Genomic DNA, 18,929 nt, shown 5'->3' with positions numbered 1-18,929 from the left:
CGATACGCAAAATAGAGTGTGTATCGACATGAATTAAGAAGCTACTTACTTTTCCTTGCTGAACTAAACCCGTTAGAGCGCTCTCAAACGCCTAAGTTATGTAAGCTTAGCGCGTAACTCAGCTTCTAGACTTTTGATTTCAGAAATATCAATAAAGGTCAGCACCACACCATCAATAACATTTTCCTGAGTTCGATAGGGCATTATCCGCACCTTGAAATAACGCTCATCGTTGGTTTTGATTTGTTTCTCCACAAAAACCAGGGTGTTCAATACTTCCTGTGCATCTGTATGTAATTGCGGATAATCAAGATCTGTTACGATATCCGATAAGGGACGTCCCACATCGCCGGTAATCAACTTGAAAATATGCGTAGCATGACTGGTAAAACGGCGAATATTAAGCGCATTATCCAAAAATACGGTAGCAATTTCCATACTGTTAAGTAAATTCTTCATATCATTATTGACCCACGACAAATCAGTCACTTTGGCTTGCAACTCGGCATTGACAGTCTGCAATTCTTCATTTAGCGATTGCATTTCTTCCTTGGAAGTGGTCAGTTCTTCATTAGTCGATTGCAATTCCTCGTTGGTGGATTGCAATTCTTCGTTTGAAGACTTAAGTTCTTCCTGCGAGGTTTGTCGCTCTTCACGCATGGCCTGTAGTTCTTCACGTGTCTGTTGCAATTCTGCAAGTAATTCTTGGCATTCAGCCGTGGTAGATTTCCGATTACGTTTGCGTAATGGTGGTGTCGGAACATCACTAAACAGAACAATGGACATACCACTTAACTCCTTGGGTGTAGTAATCCTCTGTACAATAACATTAACGGTCTGTGTGCTGCCATTGCTACCAATTGATAAGCCTTGCAGATGAACAGCCTCAGTTTGATTGCGTACTTTATTTAAAGCAGTGGCTAACTCATAACGCAAGCCATCTCGTGCCATGGCATGAATATTCAAATTTGCTTTACCTGCGGCAGGCTCCAGATATTTACCGGTACGGCCATTAATATAAAGAATATCGCCCTCGGCATTAACCACCACTGCGGGTGGCGAATACTGGTTCAGTAATACCTGATCTACCAGGCTTTGCAAGTTAACAGTGGAGGTGGTTGTTGCCGATTCATTCTGAGTCATAGAATTTGCAGAAAAATACTTGGTTGGGAAATCAATATCTACATAGGGTAAAGCTTGATCTTTACGTTGGTACATTCGCGAATGAGTATCCAGACTGGCAAACTGGGTAGTAAAATTACCAACCGTTTCCGCATTTCCCAACAGCAGATAACCATGAGAGGTCAGTGCATAATGAAACAGAGGAATCATTTTTTTTTGCAACTCCTGACCAAAATAAATCAACAAATTCCGGCAACTGAGTATATCGAGTTTTGTAAACGGCGGATCCATAGTAATATTCTGCTGGGCAAAAATCACCATTTCCCGTATTTCTTTGTTTATCCGATAACCCTGATCTTCAGCCACAAAAAAGCGCTTAAGCCGTTCAGGCGATACATCAGCCACTATATTAGCTGGATAGTACCCTTTTCTGGCTTTATCTATGGCATCCTGGTCGAGATCTGTGGCAAAAATTTGTAACTTATAGCGTTGTTGCAACTGACATTGTGTTAATGCTTCTTTGAAAACCATGGCCAGAGAATAGGCTTCTTCGCCTGTAGAGCAAGCCGGAACCCAGGCGCGCATTTCTTTACCCGCAGGATAGTCGGCAAATAATGCGGGCATAATCTTGTTTTTAAGTTGTTCCCATATGGCAGCATCGCGAAAAAAATTGGTAACCCCTATTAGTAACTCCTTGAACAACAAATCCAACTCTTGCGGATTCTCACGTAAATAACGCACATAATTAGCAAGGACATCAATTTGGTGTAACCCCATACGGCGCTCAATACGCCGATAAATGGTGTTTTTCTTATACAGCAAAAAATCGTTACCGGTTCTCTCACGCAATAAAATAACAATTTGTGCCAAGTTGCTATCCGTTTTATCTTTCAGTTCTGGCTCAGACACAGTGAACGAATTATCTTGGCATTGATGCTGAACACAGCTAAGAATCCGCTCCCAAAGCTCTTGGGGCTTAGCCACTATATCCGCCAATCCAGCATCAATAACACTGCGCGGCATGGAATCGAACTTTGCAGAATCTGGCGTTTGTGCAAAGGCCAAGCCAGCACTCTCTTTAATCGCCCGCAGGCCTAAAGTGCCATCAGAACCCATCCCGGAAAGAATAACGCCAATGGCTCTTTCATGTTGATCGTCTGCTAAGGCCCTAAAGAAAAAATCAATCGGTAGTCGTAATCCATGCGCCACCTGGAACTCAAACAAATGCAATCTGCCATGCAAAATAGATAAGTTTTTATTGGGCGGAATAACATAAACCCAGTCTGATTTGAGTTTTAGGCCATCTGTTGCCTGCACCACTTTCATCTTCGTAAAGCGTTGCAACAATTCTGGCAACATGCCTTTTTGAGTGGGATCAAGGTGCTGAATGACAACAAATGCCATACCGCAATTAGCCGGAATAGGGGTAAAAAACTGCTCCAGGGCCTCTAACCCGCCCGCCGAGGCACCCACAGCGACAACCATCGGAGTATTATTAGCATTAACAGCAAATCGACCGGGCGAATCGCTATTTGCGTTATTAGAAGTAGCCATTATTATTTTAGGCTAAGCGGGAGCTACTTTATTCATGAGTGATTTTAATTAGCTTAAATATAATATGATTTTAACACCATATCATTTAATTTGCTTAATGCTTGGAGCCAAAGTATTTTGTGAATGAGTCTATTCCTGTCACTGTATCAGAGTATTACTGATCAAGAATTAATTCAAGATTCTCGCAACTAATAATAGCTTGATGACTTTCTATAAAGTAATTTTCCCACTGATTAATGGCCTGATTCTGATAACAGGCACAAAATCCATGTTAGCGTATTTTGCTTGGATAAGCATCGCCAAGCAAGCAGTATGATTACTTATAGTAATTTTACCTATTGCGCCAAGTTACCGGATGTATTGAAATAATTGTGCCTGGTTTTTATAGGCTACAACTTGAGAGTGATATTAAACAAGTTTTTTGATTACCAATAGATAGAGGATTACTTTTGCCATGAACTGCAGCCAAGTACGCGAAAGCCATCTCTATACTTTAGTATCCAAACGTTTCGAACTCGAGATGCAAAAACGAGAAAGGCACCATGCTTAAGGCATCTTAAAAAACGCCCAAACTGCCTATATGGTAAGCCATATTATTGTACATTGAGTATTGGCGCAGTTCTATTTTGTGATAGCCTACCTGACATTGATGAATTGATTAAAAAAGCCGATGCAGCCATGTATCATGCAAAAAGGTCAGGAAAAAACCGTTTATGCTTTTTCGACCCTAAAACCCCAAATGCAATTAATCACAAGTGCTAAAATTCAATAAAAATTAAGCTTAAATCTAGCTCTACCATGGTTTATGTTATTAACGGCTTCTGAAACCCTAATGTGTTAACCATTAGAATTCAAATAACTCGCGACAATATAAAGCCTTTGCAACCAGTTCCACCACGTTATTTGCTTGCATTTTTTCCATAATTCTTGCCCTATGTGCATCAATTGTACGTGGGCTGATATCCAATTGTCTGGCTATTTGTTTACTTGAATTGTGATCAATTAATAGTTTTAATACTTCCTTTTCTCTGCATGTCAATCGATTAAAATTAATGTACAGATGTTCGTTTTTAAATTTTTTATTTCTGCTCTCAATATCTTTTACGATAGCCTCGTGTAAACGCTCTAAAAGAAGCTGATTATCAAAAGGTTTTTCAAGAAAATCCAAGGCACCGGCTCTAAAGGCTTTTGCGGAGTCGGGTATATTTGCATTACCACTAATAAATATGATGGGTATCTCTATGTTTTCTTTTAACAGCAGCTCTTGCAACTCAAGCCCGTTCATAACGGGCATTCTGACATCTAAAATTAAACAACCAGGCTGCCTATTATCATAATTTGCTAAAAAGCCTTCAGCAGAATTAAAACATTTTATGTTTAACCCGGTCGATTCTATAAAACACTTGATGGAATCACAAATGACGGGTTCATCATCAATTAGGTATATTATCGCGGAACTTATATCAATAGACATTGGTATCGTTTCTTATTGCTATAAAAAAACTCAGAGAGGTTAGTCGTTAAAATATACTGCTTTACTGATAACGACTATAGGTAAATCTACCTATATGCTGATCAATGTCGTAGCCAGCTCCACCCCAAAGCTCTAGACTTAAGAACTAGCGCCTTATCATTTATGCAAAAAATACATAACCAACTGTTAACTATTAAATTTTGCACTAGACTATCCATTAACCGCAGAGTACTTCCTTCCTTAAACTTTTTTGAGTCTATTTATTGGCAACGAGAAATAAAAAGTACTGCCTTTTCCCACCTTGCTATTAAACCGCAGCACACCTTCATGGGATTCGATAATTGAGCGACTAATGGAAAGCCCCATGCCCATGCCTTCTTCTTTAGTAGTATAAAATGGGCTTAATATTTTAAGTTGTTCGTCCGTTGGAATACCAGGGCCATTGTCCTTTATCCTAACTTCAATTTCATGATTATCCGTTATCACCGTATCGATAGATAACAAACGCTGTTGATTTGCAGGCAACAATTGTAATACATCAATACTGTTCCGAATTAGATTGATGATCACTTGTTCTATTTGAATATTATCAACATTAACCATAGGTAAATGGTCTGCAAAATTCAGTACTACGCTGATTTTATTATCCCTAAGATCGGTGGTACAAAGGCTGACAGCCTCGTCAATCAAGACATTAATATCAATAGTAGATATATGTTTTGGGTTAGCGCGAACAAATTCGCGCATGCGATGTATGATCTGTCCGGCTCTAACCGACTGCTGTTGTATTTTAGTTAAAATATCGGTCAGATTATGCAGATCTAGCGAGTTCGACTTAATTAGATTGATACTGGCTTGCGCATAACTGCTGATGGCGGACAACGGTTGATTGACTTCATGCGCAATACCGGATGCCATCTCTCCCATCAGACCCAAGCGAGTAACATGTGCAAGTTCTTTTAAATGCTCTAAATCCTGTTTCTCACGTTTTTTTCGTAAACTGATATCACGAATAATAATGGTAAAAAAACATTCGTTATCTATTGAATAAGCCGATTTTGACATCTCCAACGACAATTTGGCGCCCTGTTTGTGCACACCATCAATCTCTATAGCTTGATAAATACCTTTTTCTGATTTAGATAAGCAGCTATTGCAATCGAATATGTTTTTTGACAATGTTGGGATAATTTTTCCAATATTGCAGCCTAAAAGTTCTTGGGCTGGATAACCAAAAACTCTAACTGACGCATCATTAGCTGACACAATGTTTCTAGAAATATCATAGCTAATAATGACATCAGTGGCGGCATGAAAAATAGAATTGAGTTTAGCTTCAATCTGCTTGCGTTGCGTAATATCATAAAACACCAGCAGATAAAGATTTGACTCCTGGGTTTCAATAACGGTAAAAGAAACTAACACCGTTTTATAAACATTATGTTTACAATGAATGACCAGTTCCAAAGCCTGAGTAACATCTGATAACTGATGAACATTGTGACGCGCGGCGTACCAACTTGCTTGTATGGATTGTCGATATTCGTGATCAGGAAACGCCTTTTGCCACCAATCCTCCAAAGTGGGCAAATCGCTTAAATCATAGTTAAACAATCTAATAAATGATTGATTGATAGAAAGCATATTTAATTGATCATCATGCAAAGCCATAGGTATGGGTGAAGATTCAATAATTGCACGCATTCTTTTTTCGTTACTTTTTATTTCTTCTTCAACACTTTTACGTTCGGTAATTTCTTCATGACTAACCACCACCCCCAGTTCAGAATCCTTTAAAGACGACACCACTATACGAAACCAAAATTTATCATCCACCCAGTGACAGAAGTATTCCATGGCAAATAAAGGTTGCTGACCTGATAATACCGCTAAAATACCCTTGTACATGACAAGTGCTTCATGACATTTAAATCGGTTATAAACGGCGAGACATTCATCCAAATAATTGCTACCCAGAACAGTATTCCTCGACACTAGCAAACTAGAATGTTCTGCAAGTTTTAACCAGGCATCGTTAGTAGTGATAATCATGCCGTGGCGGTCCAGCACTGCAATTTGTGCAGAGAGCGAATTAAGAATACTGGCCAAAAAGTCTTTGCTTTGGTACAGACTTTCTTTTACCTCTATCAGCGGTGTAACCTTAACCAAATTTAACAAACACACATTTTGCAGTTTGTCTCTTGTGGCGTAAATTTGCACACTGTAACGACTCGCATTCAATTTTAATGTAACCAGACAATCAATGACTTTATCAGTTAATAATAAGGTTTTTAGATAGTGTGCAAACGACTGACGATCTATGGCTGGTAAAAAATCTGCAAAATTATGCAGGGACAACTGTTCTGAGCTAATTTGCAATAAGCTTAAGGCGTAATGATTAGCTTTAAGAATAACGCCCTCACCACTTAGCACCAGGTACGGGAGTGGCGCTTGAGAAAATAAATCGCTTATATACTCATTTTTTTTGTACTTAAGGACGCAGTCCTCCTCCACTGCGGATTCTTCGTCTTGCAGTGATTTGGATTGAGCGTTATCGACTGATTTATTCAAACGACCCTCTCTACATATGGTTGGTAGCAATTGCGACACGCCCTTAGTCGCTCAAAACACAATAACTCAGTGCAGCATCCATTCGATTAAGTTTTAAATACGTGGTTCAATCAGTTATCCACTTACACTCAGCCTATTGACGTAGCAAAATCCAGTATTTTTGAATTTTCCAAATTGTATCGATAGCTAATTATCGCTCTTTTAGTTACACAAAACCAACATGCTATCCTCGTAATGGCTGAATTTAAAATTCCAACCCCCTTAACCTCATTAAATTGGTTCAAATAAACCAGTCATCCGGAATTTATTTAACACCAATTAAGCTAACTATTTATTAATTAAATAGTTTTTAATGTTGGCCTAGCGAATGCTTTATATAAGTCATCTAAACAGTTTATGCCACAAGGAGGCAATATGTTCAGGTATATAAAAATTGCAGCGATCAGTTTTATGTTTATTTCATCTACAGCATTCGCAGATGCCGATGATTGGGGCTATCGCCCATATGTTGAAAATTATCAATATGCCCCCGTAGTTCAAGAACAATTTATTGTTACTCCACGCGGTATAGTGGAAGAAGAATTTATTGCTACTCCGCGCGGCATTGTAGAAGAAGTTATTTATATTCCAGAGCGGGTAGTGGAATATCAATCTGTGCAGCCTAGGTATTCTGTACCTGTACAAAATTATTACAATTCCACCCAGCCTGCGCCAATGTATGGTCGTTTTGATAGAGATGATCGGTGGTAAGTAATTATTTAGCCGATAGTTGTGTAAATTTAATACAAACGATGTCGATACTGTCACTTATGGCAATTAAGGCAGTTAGTTTCTCAGCATATACTTTACAGCACATCTATCTATTTTAATTACAACGGTTCAATTACAAACCCCTCATTGACGGATACCGGAATTCCGTCAATTCAACATTCATTTTCATGATAGGTTTACCGTTATAAGCCTAAATAATTCCCCGTAAAGAGATACTTACCAAAGGCGGTTAGTATCTCTTTTATTCAAGACTCAGTATTTCTACCTAAGTGTTTTCACGAATAGCCTCTTGATACAAGATTATTGATAATCCTAATCGCTAGAAAAATATTGAACTACCTCTAAACACTTTAAAAATTTGTTGTGGGATTTTTCATGTAGTTATGGGGCCAAGCTGGCATTTCAAGCATGACTAATCGTATAACCATCTGAAACTATTAGCAAAGTATAGACTTAAAGTAAAGCTTCGTCGTAACAGATGTTAGACAAAATGTTACTTAACTTGATAACTATTTAAGGAAATGATAATGAAATTAAAAAACATGATTAATACGCTACTGGTTACCATAACCATAGGCGCTAGTGGCTCTGCTTCGGCAGGTGCGTTACCATGGGGTTGGTCTGGCTCATTGCAAAACTGGGAGACTTTGGGTTCCGTTATAGACAAAAACCCGCCTCTACCTTCGGTTGGTACGTCTACTCCCGCAGGAACAGGTGACGGCGATACCACATTCACCTATTTGAGCAGCAACAATTTTGACGTTCTTAACACCTCTATTGGTTTAACCGAACAGGAAGTGGGTGGTGTGGATCTCTATAATTTGGGCGTTGGTTTCGTAACAGGCCAACTGGCTGGTTCTATTGCCTATCAAATAAGCACTACAGAGGCAGCGGGGCTTAACCTAACAAGTTTGGCGTCTTTGGTCACTGTTGGTGGCAACGGCGGTGAAGTTAAAGAAGATATTTACGACCATAAAGGGGGAACTTTACTACTCTCTCTTGATAGTAAAAACAATGCTGTGGTCCCAGCTTCTGGCTTGGCTGCTTTTACCGGACAAAAATCGGTATATGTTGTGGATACGATTGCTAGCAATAGTGGACCCATACAAGATTTTCACAACAACTTCAGTTCATCAGTTCCAGAACCTGAAACATTGGCAATGTTGCTAATTGGATTACCCATGTTAGGCTGGAAATCTCGCCGTAAACAGGCTATTAACGTAGTCATTGCTTAATATATTTTAACGCAGATCACTTTATCGGATTTATTGAATTTGATAGTGGTCTGTGTACTTTTCTATTTTTGAAGTGGCCGGAACAGCTTTATCTGTCTAAAAACTTTAAATGGTTTGCCATGAATTTTTGCGAAATTTATGGAAATATAACTGATCCTCATGCACTAAAAACCATATAACACTTTGAATTTATTATCCACATACTATAAGCACATAAAGAATTAACCTTTATCGTATTAGATGTCTGAGAAATTTTTAACGTGAAATAATTTAAGGAAACAACACGGAATTAGGATCAAAAATGACGAAGTAATCAAATGCAATTGCTTTAAAGCGCGGAGAGGTTTGCTCCTGCGCATAGCCTTGAGAATTTAAAAAAACTAAACAAAAAATAACGAATAGTCTATTAATTGAACGAAAGCTTGTCATAATTTTCCTTTTGAGGATATTCTGTCGCGAGTTTAATTTTTCCTCGGAATAACCGTCACGCAGTCAACTGAGTCTATGAAGTTCAAGCCTATAAAATTAATTATATATGCTTTTAATCTTTGTTTACTCAAATTGCCCTGCGTAATTTAAGTGTTAGTTTTTATATTATCGACTGCTGTTTGCAGAGCGCGTAAAGCATAAAGTAAGGCCACACAAATATCTGGATCAATGATGATTCCAGACTCATCAAACTGCGAACCGAGTATTGGAACAGTAATCGACGCTTCCTTAACTATTATGGCAGCCATCACCGTCAAAATTTCTGTCAGTGAAGCTTGAGCATGAACCGCTCTGGGTGAAGCGTTTATCAAGGCAACCGGTTTGTCAACAAATCCAGAACGCCCAACCATCCAATCTAGCGCATTTTTCATAGCGCCAGTAATACCGTGAGCATATTCCGGGCAGGCAATCAATACTGCATCTGCCACTAATAATTGAGCATGCAGGCTTGCCACTACCGGGTGACTGACTTCCTCAATATCGGGGTTAAACAAAGGCAAACCGCCCAACTCAGTAAATAGATCGACTGATATTTCCGGCGGAGCCAAGCGCGCCATTGCTTGCAGCAGAGCCGTATTAAGCGAAGCGCAACGCAGACTGCCGGATATAGCTAGTATTTTCATGATAGCAATCGCTGTTGGTTCCTCACGCGCAATTCTTCATGGTGATATCGCTTTAGTAAAGCGATGGAACCCAGAATTAATTATCAACGCGCTCAGTATACTGAGGCAACGAATCATGGATTTCATACCAGTCAGCTTTTGACGAAACAAAAATATGAGCTTCCAGACGCTCAGTGATCGGCGTATCCAGGGTGCCGAGTCGCAGACGAAATACACCCGGAAAGCTATCGCGCTTGCTAATGATAGGAGATCCGCAAGCAGAACAGAAAATCCGGTGCACACCTTCCGCCGTGCTAAACATTTTGAGAGACTCTGCACCCTGCACGATTTTGAAAGAGTCTTCGGCCACAGTCGCATTTGCTGCAAAAGCAGAACCGCTTGCCTTACGGCAGCGTACGCAGTGGCAATAAACCGCAGCACCAAGCTCTCCTTTAATTTCATACTTCACTGAACCGCACAAACAACTGCCTTTGTACATTTCGCTTCCTTCCCAAAATTAGGTTTAACAAAGATTATAAGGTGTTTGTATATCATCCTTGATTGCCGCTTTCCAGGCAATAAGCGCAGAAACTTTATCTTAATCCGGCAGATAAATATTGGGCACTTATTGTGATATTGTTTTTAGCGAAGCGGCAAACAATGGCGATCCGCTGAACGACATGGCACCACTGCTTTTTCATACAGGGTTTCGCCAGAATTCTTGGGCTCGATTTTCCATGATCATTGTGTAATGTTCGACGATTGGAAATGGATCATAGAAATGATGCAGTAACGCCCGCCATTCTTGATATTGGACAGAGCCACGAAAACCGTGGGTATGATCTTCAAGCGAAACCCAGTTAACCAAAAGAATATATTGGCTTTGATTTTCAATGCAACGCTGCAATTGATGACAAATATATCCATGCGTTTCTGCGATAACTTTTGATGCCTGATGGAAAGCGGCCTCAAATTCTGCCTCTTTGCCAGTAACGACATTAAGAACTGCAACTTCCAATATCATTTTTACCTCAATTAACTTCATATAGCCATGCTTTCTTTCTGCCAGCTGAAAGCGTTGATAAATCGTCAATATATAGCAATTATAATTAGATTTATTTGCATGTCGCTTTGATTCACAAGACAACATGAGAAGCCAAACTCAAAGTGGTTCCATAAAAGACTTACCCTTTGTTATTTTACAGGCGATTATGAACCGAAGCGTATCTGTTTTGCTGATATTTCTAAATATCAAATGTTTTTTATTATCCAAGTCTTGATAGGATTCGCCTGAGTGAAATGTTTTCAAATCCTCGCCTTCATATTGCGATTCCACAGAGCCGTCGATAATGTAGTTAAGCCCTATCACAGGATGAATATGCGCAGAACTTTCATATCCGGGAGGGAACTCGACAAGCATAAGCCTCAGTTCCTCATCGCTACCGGCTATGTCGGTTCTCTCAATGATCTTGCGAGATACATCATTACTTTTAGCTTGTAATAATTCTGCGGAAACAGCCAGATATGAAATCTGGGCCAGTATCACAAAACATATAATCTTCAATAGCCATTTTCGCATACTATAAATCCTATATTTAGAATGGGGGGCAAAATCACCGATCTCTCAGCATAGAGGATGTGGTTGATATTTCTGGTATTGTCGGGGTTTTCATCTGTATGCTCAGCCTTTGGAAATGGCTTCAGCCAATTCTGCATTCGTCATCGCTATACCCCCGATACCCCATGCACCATCAACCGCATGTACGACATTTACCCAAATCTGATTTTTTGTAAGGTTGCCGCCAGAGGCTTCATGAACAATATTGGTAGCCTCTTTAATATGACCAATTTGAATTTCTCGTGTGGCGAATGCAAATGAAGGTGTTTTCCATTCCACCCATGCCCCTGAAGATTCTTGCCCACCCGTAAAACCCCGACCTTTGGATATTACATGGACTTGAGCAGTGACAGTTGGCGTCATCACTGTGTTACTTGCCAAACCATGCCACCGCAGCATGGATTCCGTTAGTTTAGCGACAATTTGCTTTTCTGCGGTTTCAGGTAATGCGCCTTCAGTATAAGTAAAAGTAAGTGGCATTTTTTGCTCCTAATAAATTGGATTATTGAAAATACGGCCTTTTAAATAACGACCGTGATGTATTATTAAATAACGATCGTTATATTGTCAATAGCTCTTGATCACAATTTTTGATATTATTTGCAACTGATGATTTAGGACAAAAAATGGTACGTTACAAAGCTAACCACAAAGAACAAACTCGGGAGCGCATTATTAGTGCAGCAGCGCGCTGCTTTAAAAAAGGCGGGTATAATGGAATAGGGGTTGATGGATTGGCAAAAGAAGCGGGTGTAACCTCTGGCGCATTCTATGGGCACTTTACATCCAAGGAAAATGCCTTTATTGAATCAGTTGTTGCTGGTTTAAGAGAAATTCACGATGCAGTTCTGCAGCTACAGGCTGAGTATGGCGCCCGTTGGTTCGAAGTGTTTATCGATTTTTACTTAAGCACGAAGCGTACTTGCGATCTTACCGAGGCTTGCGCCTTGCAGGCACTTACGCCCGAAGTGACTCGATCAAGCGAAATGGTAAGAGAAGTTTACCAAGCTGAAATGATTAAGGTAATTGATGTGGTTGCCAAAGGCCTACCACAAAGAGTCAATACCAATAATGTCGATTACGCATGGACATTACTCGCGCTGTTATCTGGCGGCGTAACGATGATGCGTGCTTTAGCTGATGAAGCACTGGCTGATCAAATTGCACATAATATTAAAATTATGGCGCTTGCACTCATTGATAACAATGTTACACGATAAGGTACATTCCATAGCGCACTGAATTGGCTAAAGCTGGATTGCGCATGATGAAATCAACGCCGATCCTCATCAACATTCAAAATAGACATAAGTGTTGCCCGATTTGCCGAAAGCGAATGATTATTACCAATAAAAGGTTTTGAACTCAATATAAAGGAGTGTCACTATGAAGTTCGGATATACCATCATATATGTTACCAATGTTGGCGCATCTTTAGCGTTTTTCGAGAAGGCGTTCGGCCTAAAAACACGGTTTCAGCACGAGTCTGGTTATGGCGAATTGGAGACTGGGGAAACGACATTGGCCTTTGCAACCCATAATCTCGGCCTAACCAATCTGCCTGCCGGTTATGTTGCCGCCGACGCTTCGCCTTTACCGCTTGGCGTGGAGATTGCTCTTGTCACTGAATCGGTAATACAGGCACATGAGCATGCTATAGCGGCTGGCGCAGTATCATTGAAAGAACCTATGGTTAAGCCTTGGGGGCAAATGGTGTCGTATCTCCGCTGTCCGGATGGCACATTGGTCGAGTTATGTTCGCCAATTTCCGCCTGAGATTCCCCTATGGCTACTCAACAAAGTACCGTTGATTTCATACTTGAACAAATTAAAGCTGCTGGAGGAGTCTACGGCAAAAAAATGTTTGGCGAATATGGGGTTTTTTGTGACAACAAGATGGTTGCCTTAGTTTGTGACGATGAACTATTTGTGAAGCCAACTGTGGCTGGCAGGGAGTTCATTGAGAATGTCGTAGAAAGCATCCCGTATTCCGGCGCGAAACCCTGTTTTTTGATTTCTGGTGACAAATGGGATGACCGGAACTGGCTATCTAACCTAATACGAATCACAGCTAACGAATTACCTTTGCCAAAGAAAAAGACACCTCCTCGTAAGAAAACAAACTGAGAGCCAATGTCAGAACTTAACGAAGCGCTAATTATCGAATCCTGGGGCAAAAATGTCTTACCCTGGATCAATGCGATTACCGAAGGACAGATTGAAAGCCGCAGAATCATAACTGACCAAGCAATCATTAACGCTATTGTAAGCTGTTCGCCGCAGTCAGCAATCGATATTGGCTGTGGCGAAGGCTGGCTGGCAAGAAGTTTGAATGCGAAAGGCATTTCTACCATTGGAGTAGACGCTCAGCCAGGCCTGGTCAAGGCGGCGCGGCAAGCAGGCGGTGGCGATTTTCGTCTGATGTCCTATGCCAATATTGCTGACCGTAAACTTATCGATATTGTTGATGTTGTAGTCTGTAACTTTTCCCTATTGGGTAAAGCCTCTGTCGAAGCTTTATTTGGCGCAGTACCTTATCAGCTCAATGCTGGTGGTTCATTCATAGTACAAACCCTGCATCCGGCCTTTGCTTGTGGCGAGCTTCCTTATAAGGATGGCTGGCGCGAAGGCTCTTGGGCAGGCTTTAATGCCGATTTTACTGAACCAGCACCCTGGTATTTCAGAACAATAGAATCCTGGATAAAACTGTTTACAGAGAATGGATTTCATTTAAGGGAGATACGTGAACCAATTCATCCAAAAACCTTAAAGCCTGCATCAATCATTTTTATGGGCAGTAAAACTATCAACAAATAAAACATCATTAACGCTCACGAGTTGGTGCTTTTTCCATCCAGAAATTGGATGATTGCTCAATGATCTTGTGAGAAGTGGCGTCTAACCCAAGCTACACGTGAAATGATGCGTCCAGTACGTTAGTACCGGTACTAACGTACCACTTGTGCTTTATCATCTTGATATGGCAGAATTCAACATACTTAATAGGGTTAATTAAACCTGTAATCGTGTTGCATATAAATACATATCAACTGTACTTCATTTAATAAAAACAAATAATTAAGCAGGAATTCATGTTTGAAAATAAATTGCCTTTATTAGAGTTTGATATTTTTAATGCCGACCCAAATCAAGCCAGCAAAATAACCATCAAAATTGAGTCGCGTAAAGCCAGAATATCTGACAATCCCAAAAATGATCCAAAAGACGAAAATTGCTGGCGATATATTCGCATCGGTTCAAAAGAGGACAAAAAAACTGAAAAGCCCTTAGAAACCTTCATAGGTCCTATTATAAATGTACGGCGCGATGTCGAATTAAAGGTGCATTGGAAAAACAAACTTGTTTCCATGAACAACAAACCCGGTATGGACGGCGCATGCCAACCCGAAATGCCTGCTGGGGATCCCATGCTGGAGATGCCGCCGATCAATCAGCCACCCATGGATAAAAATCCGCAAATGGCCGATATGAATCCTTCTGTAGGCGTGGTGGCGCATTTACATGGAGGAAAAATACATCCCGCTTCTGACGGCTGGCCAGTAGAACCTTTGAGTTTTCCGGGTAATCCCTATCATGTCACCGGAAAACCCGCTAAGAAATTTCCGACCGAAGCAACTTATACTTATCCAAATCAACAACGCGCCTCCATGCTTTGGTTTCATGATCACGGCATGGATAACACGGCTCCACAGGTACATGCCGGTTTAGCTGGATTATATTTTATCCGCGACCAGTCTGATGATGACCTGTTTAGTCTGCTGGGTGGGCAAATCCATAATAATGAGTTAATGGAACTGCCCTTGGTAATTCAGGATAGAGTGGTGGACTGCGATTTTTGCTGCTTCGATTATTGGGCTGGGCTGCCGACTAAAAACACACTGGACACTGTATCCGGAAAATTAACATCAATAGACTCGGTGCGCCCTGAATTTCTCGGTGACTCCATATTCGTTAATGGCAGACCTTGGCCCCATCATGAAGTCGGCCAAAATCGTTATCGCTTACGCATTGTAAATGGTTCCAATGCCCGTACCTATGCACTGGCATTGGTTAACCCCGAACCATGGACATCTCAAAATGTTACTGGTACTCCAAAAGTTTGGTATAGCGATAAAATTACCGTCATTGGCAACGATGGCGGTTTATTTCCACTTAAACAAACCTTGCAGGAAACTGATTATATCGTGCTGGCACCTGGGGAACGCCTGGATTTGATTCTCGATCTAACCGATATCTGTCCAGATGAAGTCTCCAAGTTGAGAATGGTTAATTTGGCGGTTGGATCGTTATTTAATGGTGATTGGCCGGAAGGCATTTTTCAATTCGAAGCGACTGGCGGCTCCATTTTACAGCCTACGCCTATACAAGCCACACCCAATCCAGACTATAAATTTTTGACTACGTTATTGGCAATCAAACAGGCCAATATCATGCAATTTTGCATCAAACATAATCATGGTGAATGTGATTGCAGCACCAATCAGTCACAAATAACCCAAGCCAAAACAAAGTTTCTGGACGATCTTGATCAATTGCTTCTCAAATATGCTGATGATGAAGGATTTCATTGGGATGACGCGAGTAAAACTCTGGTGGCAATCAACGGCGATGCTGTGCAGAATCGCCTGATTGTACTCATGAATGATACTAAAGGCTTAAAAGATGCTATTGGCGTAATTAATACCTTTACGGAAGAGCAAAAATGGCATGACACTCAGATTTGGGAAATGGGCGCGGTGAAGCCGGACAGCACACTGACACCGTTTCAAATTCCTTTCGATGTAACTGTGAATCAGGTGTCTCAAGGTATCGACAAAGGTCAACCATCGAGTTTTAAAGATTACCAAGTATTGCGATCAACTTTTTTTAAACCTAATCCTGGTTTGCCCGACAAGGTTATCACCAACAATAATCAGGAATATCCTGAATTAGCACAAGCCCAAATCAAACCCCAAGTTAAAACTTATGAACGCTGGTATGTTGCCAATATTGGTAATTGGCAACCGGCTGACGGTGTCCAAACCATACAAATTCCAGATATGCATCCTTTTCATATCCATCTGGTTAATTTTGTAGTTTTACGACGTTTTGTTTTGCAGACAAATGGCAGCTTTGTGCAATCCTACCCAAGTATCGGCATTGTCAATAGTGGGCTAAACACATTTGATGGTCAGGTTAGGCACGATACGGTTCGAATTAATTCTAACGAACTAGTAGAGTTGTTAGTATATTTCCCTGAAGGATATACAGGACAATATCCTTATCACTGTCATTTGGTCGAGCATGAGGATATGGGGATGATGTCGCATTTTGAAGTACAAGCATCCAACTAACGAAATTCTTGGTGTGCTTAGTGTGCAAAGTAAACTACTATCAAGAGAATGTTTTATTTAAGTTACTTTGGCAATAAGCACCCTACCCCCAGCTTTGACATTAAAACCGTATTTAATTAACAGCGTATAAGCCCATTGCCGTTGCCAAATGAGTGTACCCAACCAACTCGCACATGTAATCTGCGTCTGGCGGTAAATGCTCCTACTCCGTCAATACATCCACTTACAGGGAGTCGAATGCGGGGTTGAGCAAGGTTAATTCATGGTAATTAAATTCAGGCATGGGGAGTATTTTCTGTAACAGCAAATGTCGACACAAAAAAGCTCTGGCAAAAACATCGGAATTGGGGGTGTGTATGATTTCATTTCATTTGTTTCGTTACGACGAAAAGGTAAGAGGTAAAACATAGCGGATTCATTCATGATAGTCTTCAGCAGCAGTTAGTCTTAATAACCTATCAAAATCTTCCTTATAGTCAATATCAAATTCTGCTTCGGGTATAGGAATTTTCTGCAAATTGGTTTCAAATGCCTTAAACAATGACCTTGCACCTCGGTCACCACTTAAAGTTAGCAATTGCTCAAAATAGCGAGCTGGAAATAAAGCAGGTACCCCAACAGATTGCGGGTATTGACTAGCAACAATTTTATCCGTAGCACTTTGCCAACCCTTCAACAATTGTTGAAGATGCCGGGTATTAATCAGCGGTTGATCGCATAACAATATAAGCACTGCACTAGCAGATGCAGGTAAAGCGTTAACCCCTGCGCGTATGGAAGAGGCAATACCCTCTTCCCAGTTTGCATTGATAACAGTGTTGCGTTTATCAAGAGCAAGAGCAGATTGGATTTCGGCAGCATGTGCACCTAGTACTACATAGACTTGCTTGCCTAACAGCACCTGTACATTTTGTAGCGTATGCGCCAATAAACTCTGATTACGCCATTCAAGCAATTGCTTGGGGCTACCCAGACGTGTGGAAGCGCCTGCGGCTAAAATAATGGCATAGACTTTATCTAGGGATGCAGACATGTAAATCAACTGTGGACTTGGAAGACAAGGGCCGCCCGGAACGATTGCTTAGTTCGGCGCGTATACCCGCCACAATAGATAGAGCGATTTCTTCTGGCGTTTCCGCCCCTATATCCAGGCCCACAGGCCCAAACACCCTATTACTGATTAAAGAGCTGTCATTACCCAAGCTTTGCAATAACCTGTCTTTACGCGGCGCAGGCCCCAATAAACCGATAAACGGAATATGACTATGCACCAGCGCTTGCAGGTACCGCTGATCGTATTCTATATTATGCGTCATCAATACAGCGGCGTTAAAACTGTCCAGTTCCAGCGTATCACTAACTTTCTCTGGTACAGCATACAGTAACTGATCAGCCAACGGAAAGCGTTCAGGTTTAATATGGGCTGGTCGATAATCAACCACGCTAACTTGCCAACCAAGTGCCTTGGCACAGTTAACCACTGGTATGGCATCCGCTCCCGCTCCAAAAATCAATAAATGCAAGGGTGGTTGCAAAGGATCATAAAAGGCGCTGAATTGATGACCATTAATAGTATGAGACTCAATGCGCGGTTTTTGTTGCAACAGGCTTTGCAGCGCTGCCGTCATAAAAGGAAAGGGCGCTGAGGACAACATTTGCTGATTATTAGTCGTTGTGGCAGGCAAAAACAGGTTGTGTCCAACACAAAAATCAGCATACTGTGAATCAAAAATGGTAACCAGTACCCCGGCAAGTTTGGACTCAGCCACTTCGGCAATACTATTCAAGGGGCTAAAATCATTTTCTGCGCTGAGTAATTGCAGCAAAACTTTAACCGCACCATTGCAACCCAAACCTAAGCCCCAAATGACGTCTTCCGGCGAGCGCATATCATAAAAAACCGTTTTAGCAACGCCACTGGCAAATACCGAGAGCGCTTGCTCCACCAAATCGCGTTCGAAACAACCACCACCCAGCAAACCGGTCAACTCGCCTTTATGGCTAATCAACATGCGTGCACCCGCTTTTTGATAGGTGGAACCAAAGGTTTCTATAATGGTAGCGAGTACTACCGGGTGTGCATGCTGTTGCAATTGCCGATATGCAGGCAGCAGGTGGTTGATTTTATTGGCCATCCCT

General features: G+C 41.1%; 17 protein-coding genes. 7 read left to right on the top strand and 10 right to left on the bottom strand.

The annotated features are described in order from the left end of the window. Window positions 1-96: 96 nt before the first annotated feature. The 3 genes from ABH008_RS06780 to ABH008_RS06770 all read right to left on the bottom strand — a co-directional run bounded on the left by ABH008_RS06780 (window position 97) and on the right by ABH008_RS06770 (window position 6,721). Window positions 97-2,676, bottom strand: a complete 2,580-nt coding sequence (locus ABH008_RS06780; protein WP_347989098.1) for a chemotaxis protein CheB — start codon at window positions 2,674-2,676, stop codon at window positions 97-99. Window positions 2,677-3,520: 844 nt separating this feature from the next. Beyond that, window positions 3,521-4,150, bottom strand: a complete 630-nt coding sequence (locus tag ABH008_RS06775; RefSeq protein ID WP_347989097.1) for a response regulator — start codon at window positions 4,148-4,150, stop codon at window positions 3,521-3,523. A gap of 240 nt (window positions 4,151-4,390) precedes the next feature. Continuing rightward, complete coding sequence (locus ABH008_RS06770; RefSeq protein WP_347989096.1) at window positions 4,391-6,721, bottom strand: PAS domain S-box protein; 2,331 nt, start codon at window positions 6,719-6,721, stop codon at window positions 4,391-4,393. A 414-nt stretch (window positions 6,722-7,135) separates the two neighbouring features. Between ABH008_RS06770 and ABH008_RS06765 the strand changes: the two genes are divergently transcribed. Together ABH008_RS06765 and ABH008_RS06760 are read left to right on the top strand one after the other, a co-directional pair. After that, window positions 7,136-7,471 carry a hypothetical protein gene (locus ABH008_RS06765; RefSeq protein WP_347989095.1) on the top strand — a complete coding sequence of 112 codons (336 nt, stop codon included), beginning with the start codon at window positions 7,136-7,138 and terminating at the stop codon, window positions 7,469-7,471. A 548-nt stretch (window positions 7,472-8,019) separates the two neighbouring features. Further along, window positions 8,020-8,727 carry a PEP-CTERM sorting domain-containing protein gene (locus tag ABH008_RS06760; protein ID WP_347989094.1) on the top strand — a complete coding sequence of 236 codons (708 nt, stop codon included), beginning with the start codon at window positions 8,020-8,022 and terminating at the stop codon, window positions 8,725-8,727. A gap of 575 nt (window positions 8,728-9,302) precedes the next feature. On the opposite strand, the gene ABH008_RS06755 is transcribed toward ABH008_RS06760, so the two are convergent. The 5 genes from ABH008_RS06755 to ABH008_RS06735 all read right to left on the bottom strand — a co-directional run bounded on the left by ABH008_RS06755 (window position 9,303) and on the right by ABH008_RS06735 (window position 11,916). Next, a complete protein-coding gene (locus ABH008_RS06755) occupies window positions 9,303-9,839 on the bottom strand; it encodes an NADPH-dependent FMN reductase (RefSeq protein ID WP_347989093.1) in 537 nt (178 codons plus the stop codon). 76 nt (window positions 9,840-9,915) lie between these two features. Beyond that, window positions 9,916-10,317 (bottom strand): GFA family protein, encoded by a 402-nt coding sequence (locus ABH008_RS06750; protein WP_347989092.1) that lies wholly within the window; start codon window positions 10,315-10,317, stop codon window positions 9,916-9,918. Between the two features lie 198 nt (window positions 10,318-10,515). Next, window positions 10,516-10,863 (bottom strand): antibiotic biosynthesis monooxygenase, encoded by a 348-nt coding sequence (locus ABH008_RS06745; protein WP_347989091.1) that lies wholly within the window; start codon window positions 10,861-10,863, stop codon window positions 10,516-10,518. Window positions 10,864-10,980: 117 nt separating this feature from the next. After that, window positions 10,981-11,397: a cupin domain-containing protein gene (locus ABH008_RS06740; protein ID WP_347989090.1), complete on the bottom strand. Its 417-nt coding sequence runs from the start codon at window positions 11,395-11,397 to the stop codon at window positions 10,981-10,983. 102 nt (window positions 11,398-11,499) lie between these two features. Then, entirely contained in the window at window positions 11,500-11,916 is a 417-nt protein-coding gene (locus ABH008_RS06735) for a 4-oxalocrotonate tautomerase (protein ID WP_347989089.1), read from the bottom strand. Window positions 11,917-12,062: 146 nt separating this feature from the next. Between ABH008_RS06735 and ABH008_RS06730 the strand changes: the two genes are divergently transcribed. The 5 genes from ABH008_RS06730 (at window position 12,063) to ABH008_RS06710 (ending at window position 16,790) form a co-directional block, all read left to right on the top strand. Then, window positions 12,063-12,656, top strand: coding sequence for a TetR/AcrR family transcriptional regulator (locus tag ABH008_RS06730; protein ID WP_347989088.1), 594 nt, complete (start codon window positions 12,063-12,065; stop codon window positions 12,654-12,656). A 166-nt stretch (window positions 12,657-12,822) separates the two neighbouring features. Beyond that, entirely contained in the window at window positions 12,823-13,212 is a 390-nt protein-coding gene (locus ABH008_RS06725) for a VOC family protein (protein ID WP_347989087.1), read from the top strand. A gap of 9 nt (window positions 13,213-13,221) precedes the next feature. Further along, complete coding sequence (locus ABH008_RS06720) at window positions 13,222-13,563, top strand: TfoX/Sxy family protein (protein WP_347989086.1); 342 nt, start codon at window positions 13,222-13,224, stop codon at window positions 13,561-13,563. A gap of 6 nt (window positions 13,564-13,569) precedes the next feature. Then, window positions 13,570-14,253, top strand: coding sequence for a methyltransferase domain-containing protein (locus ABH008_RS06715; protein ID WP_347989085.1), 684 nt, complete (start codon window positions 13,570-13,572; stop codon window positions 14,251-14,253). A gap of 275 nt (window positions 14,254-14,528) precedes the next feature. Beyond that, window positions 14,529-16,790, top strand: a complete 2,262-nt coding sequence (locus ABH008_RS06710) for a multicopper oxidase domain-containing protein (RefSeq protein ID WP_347989084.1) — start codon at window positions 14,529-14,531, stop codon at window positions 16,788-16,790. Between the two features lie 415 nt (window positions 16,791-17,205). Here the strand turns inward: ABH008_RS06710 and ABH008_RS06705 are convergent, their stop codons facing one another. Then, window positions 17,206-17,823, bottom strand: a complete 618-nt coding sequence (locus ABH008_RS06705) for a nucleotidyltransferase family protein (RefSeq protein ID WP_347989083.1) — start codon at window positions 17,821-17,823, stop codon at window positions 17,206-17,208. Further along, window positions 17,804-18,925: an XdhC family protein gene (locus ABH008_RS06700; protein ID WP_347989082.1), complete on the bottom strand. Its 1,122-nt coding sequence runs from the start codon at window positions 18,923-18,925 to the stop codon at window positions 17,804-17,806. The genes ABH008_RS06705 and ABH008_RS06700 overlap by 20 nt, the downstream gene beginning before the upstream one ends. Window positions 18,926-18,929: the final 4 nt, after the last annotated feature.

The organism is Methylomonas sp. AM2-LC (assembly GCF_039904985.1).
Lineage (GTDB): Bacteria > Pseudomonadota > Gammaproteobacteria > Methylococcales > Methylomonadaceae > Methylomonas.
The sequence above is the reverse complement of the archived record's forward strand: the minus strand, read 5'-3'. Positions and strand labels throughout refer to the sequence as shown.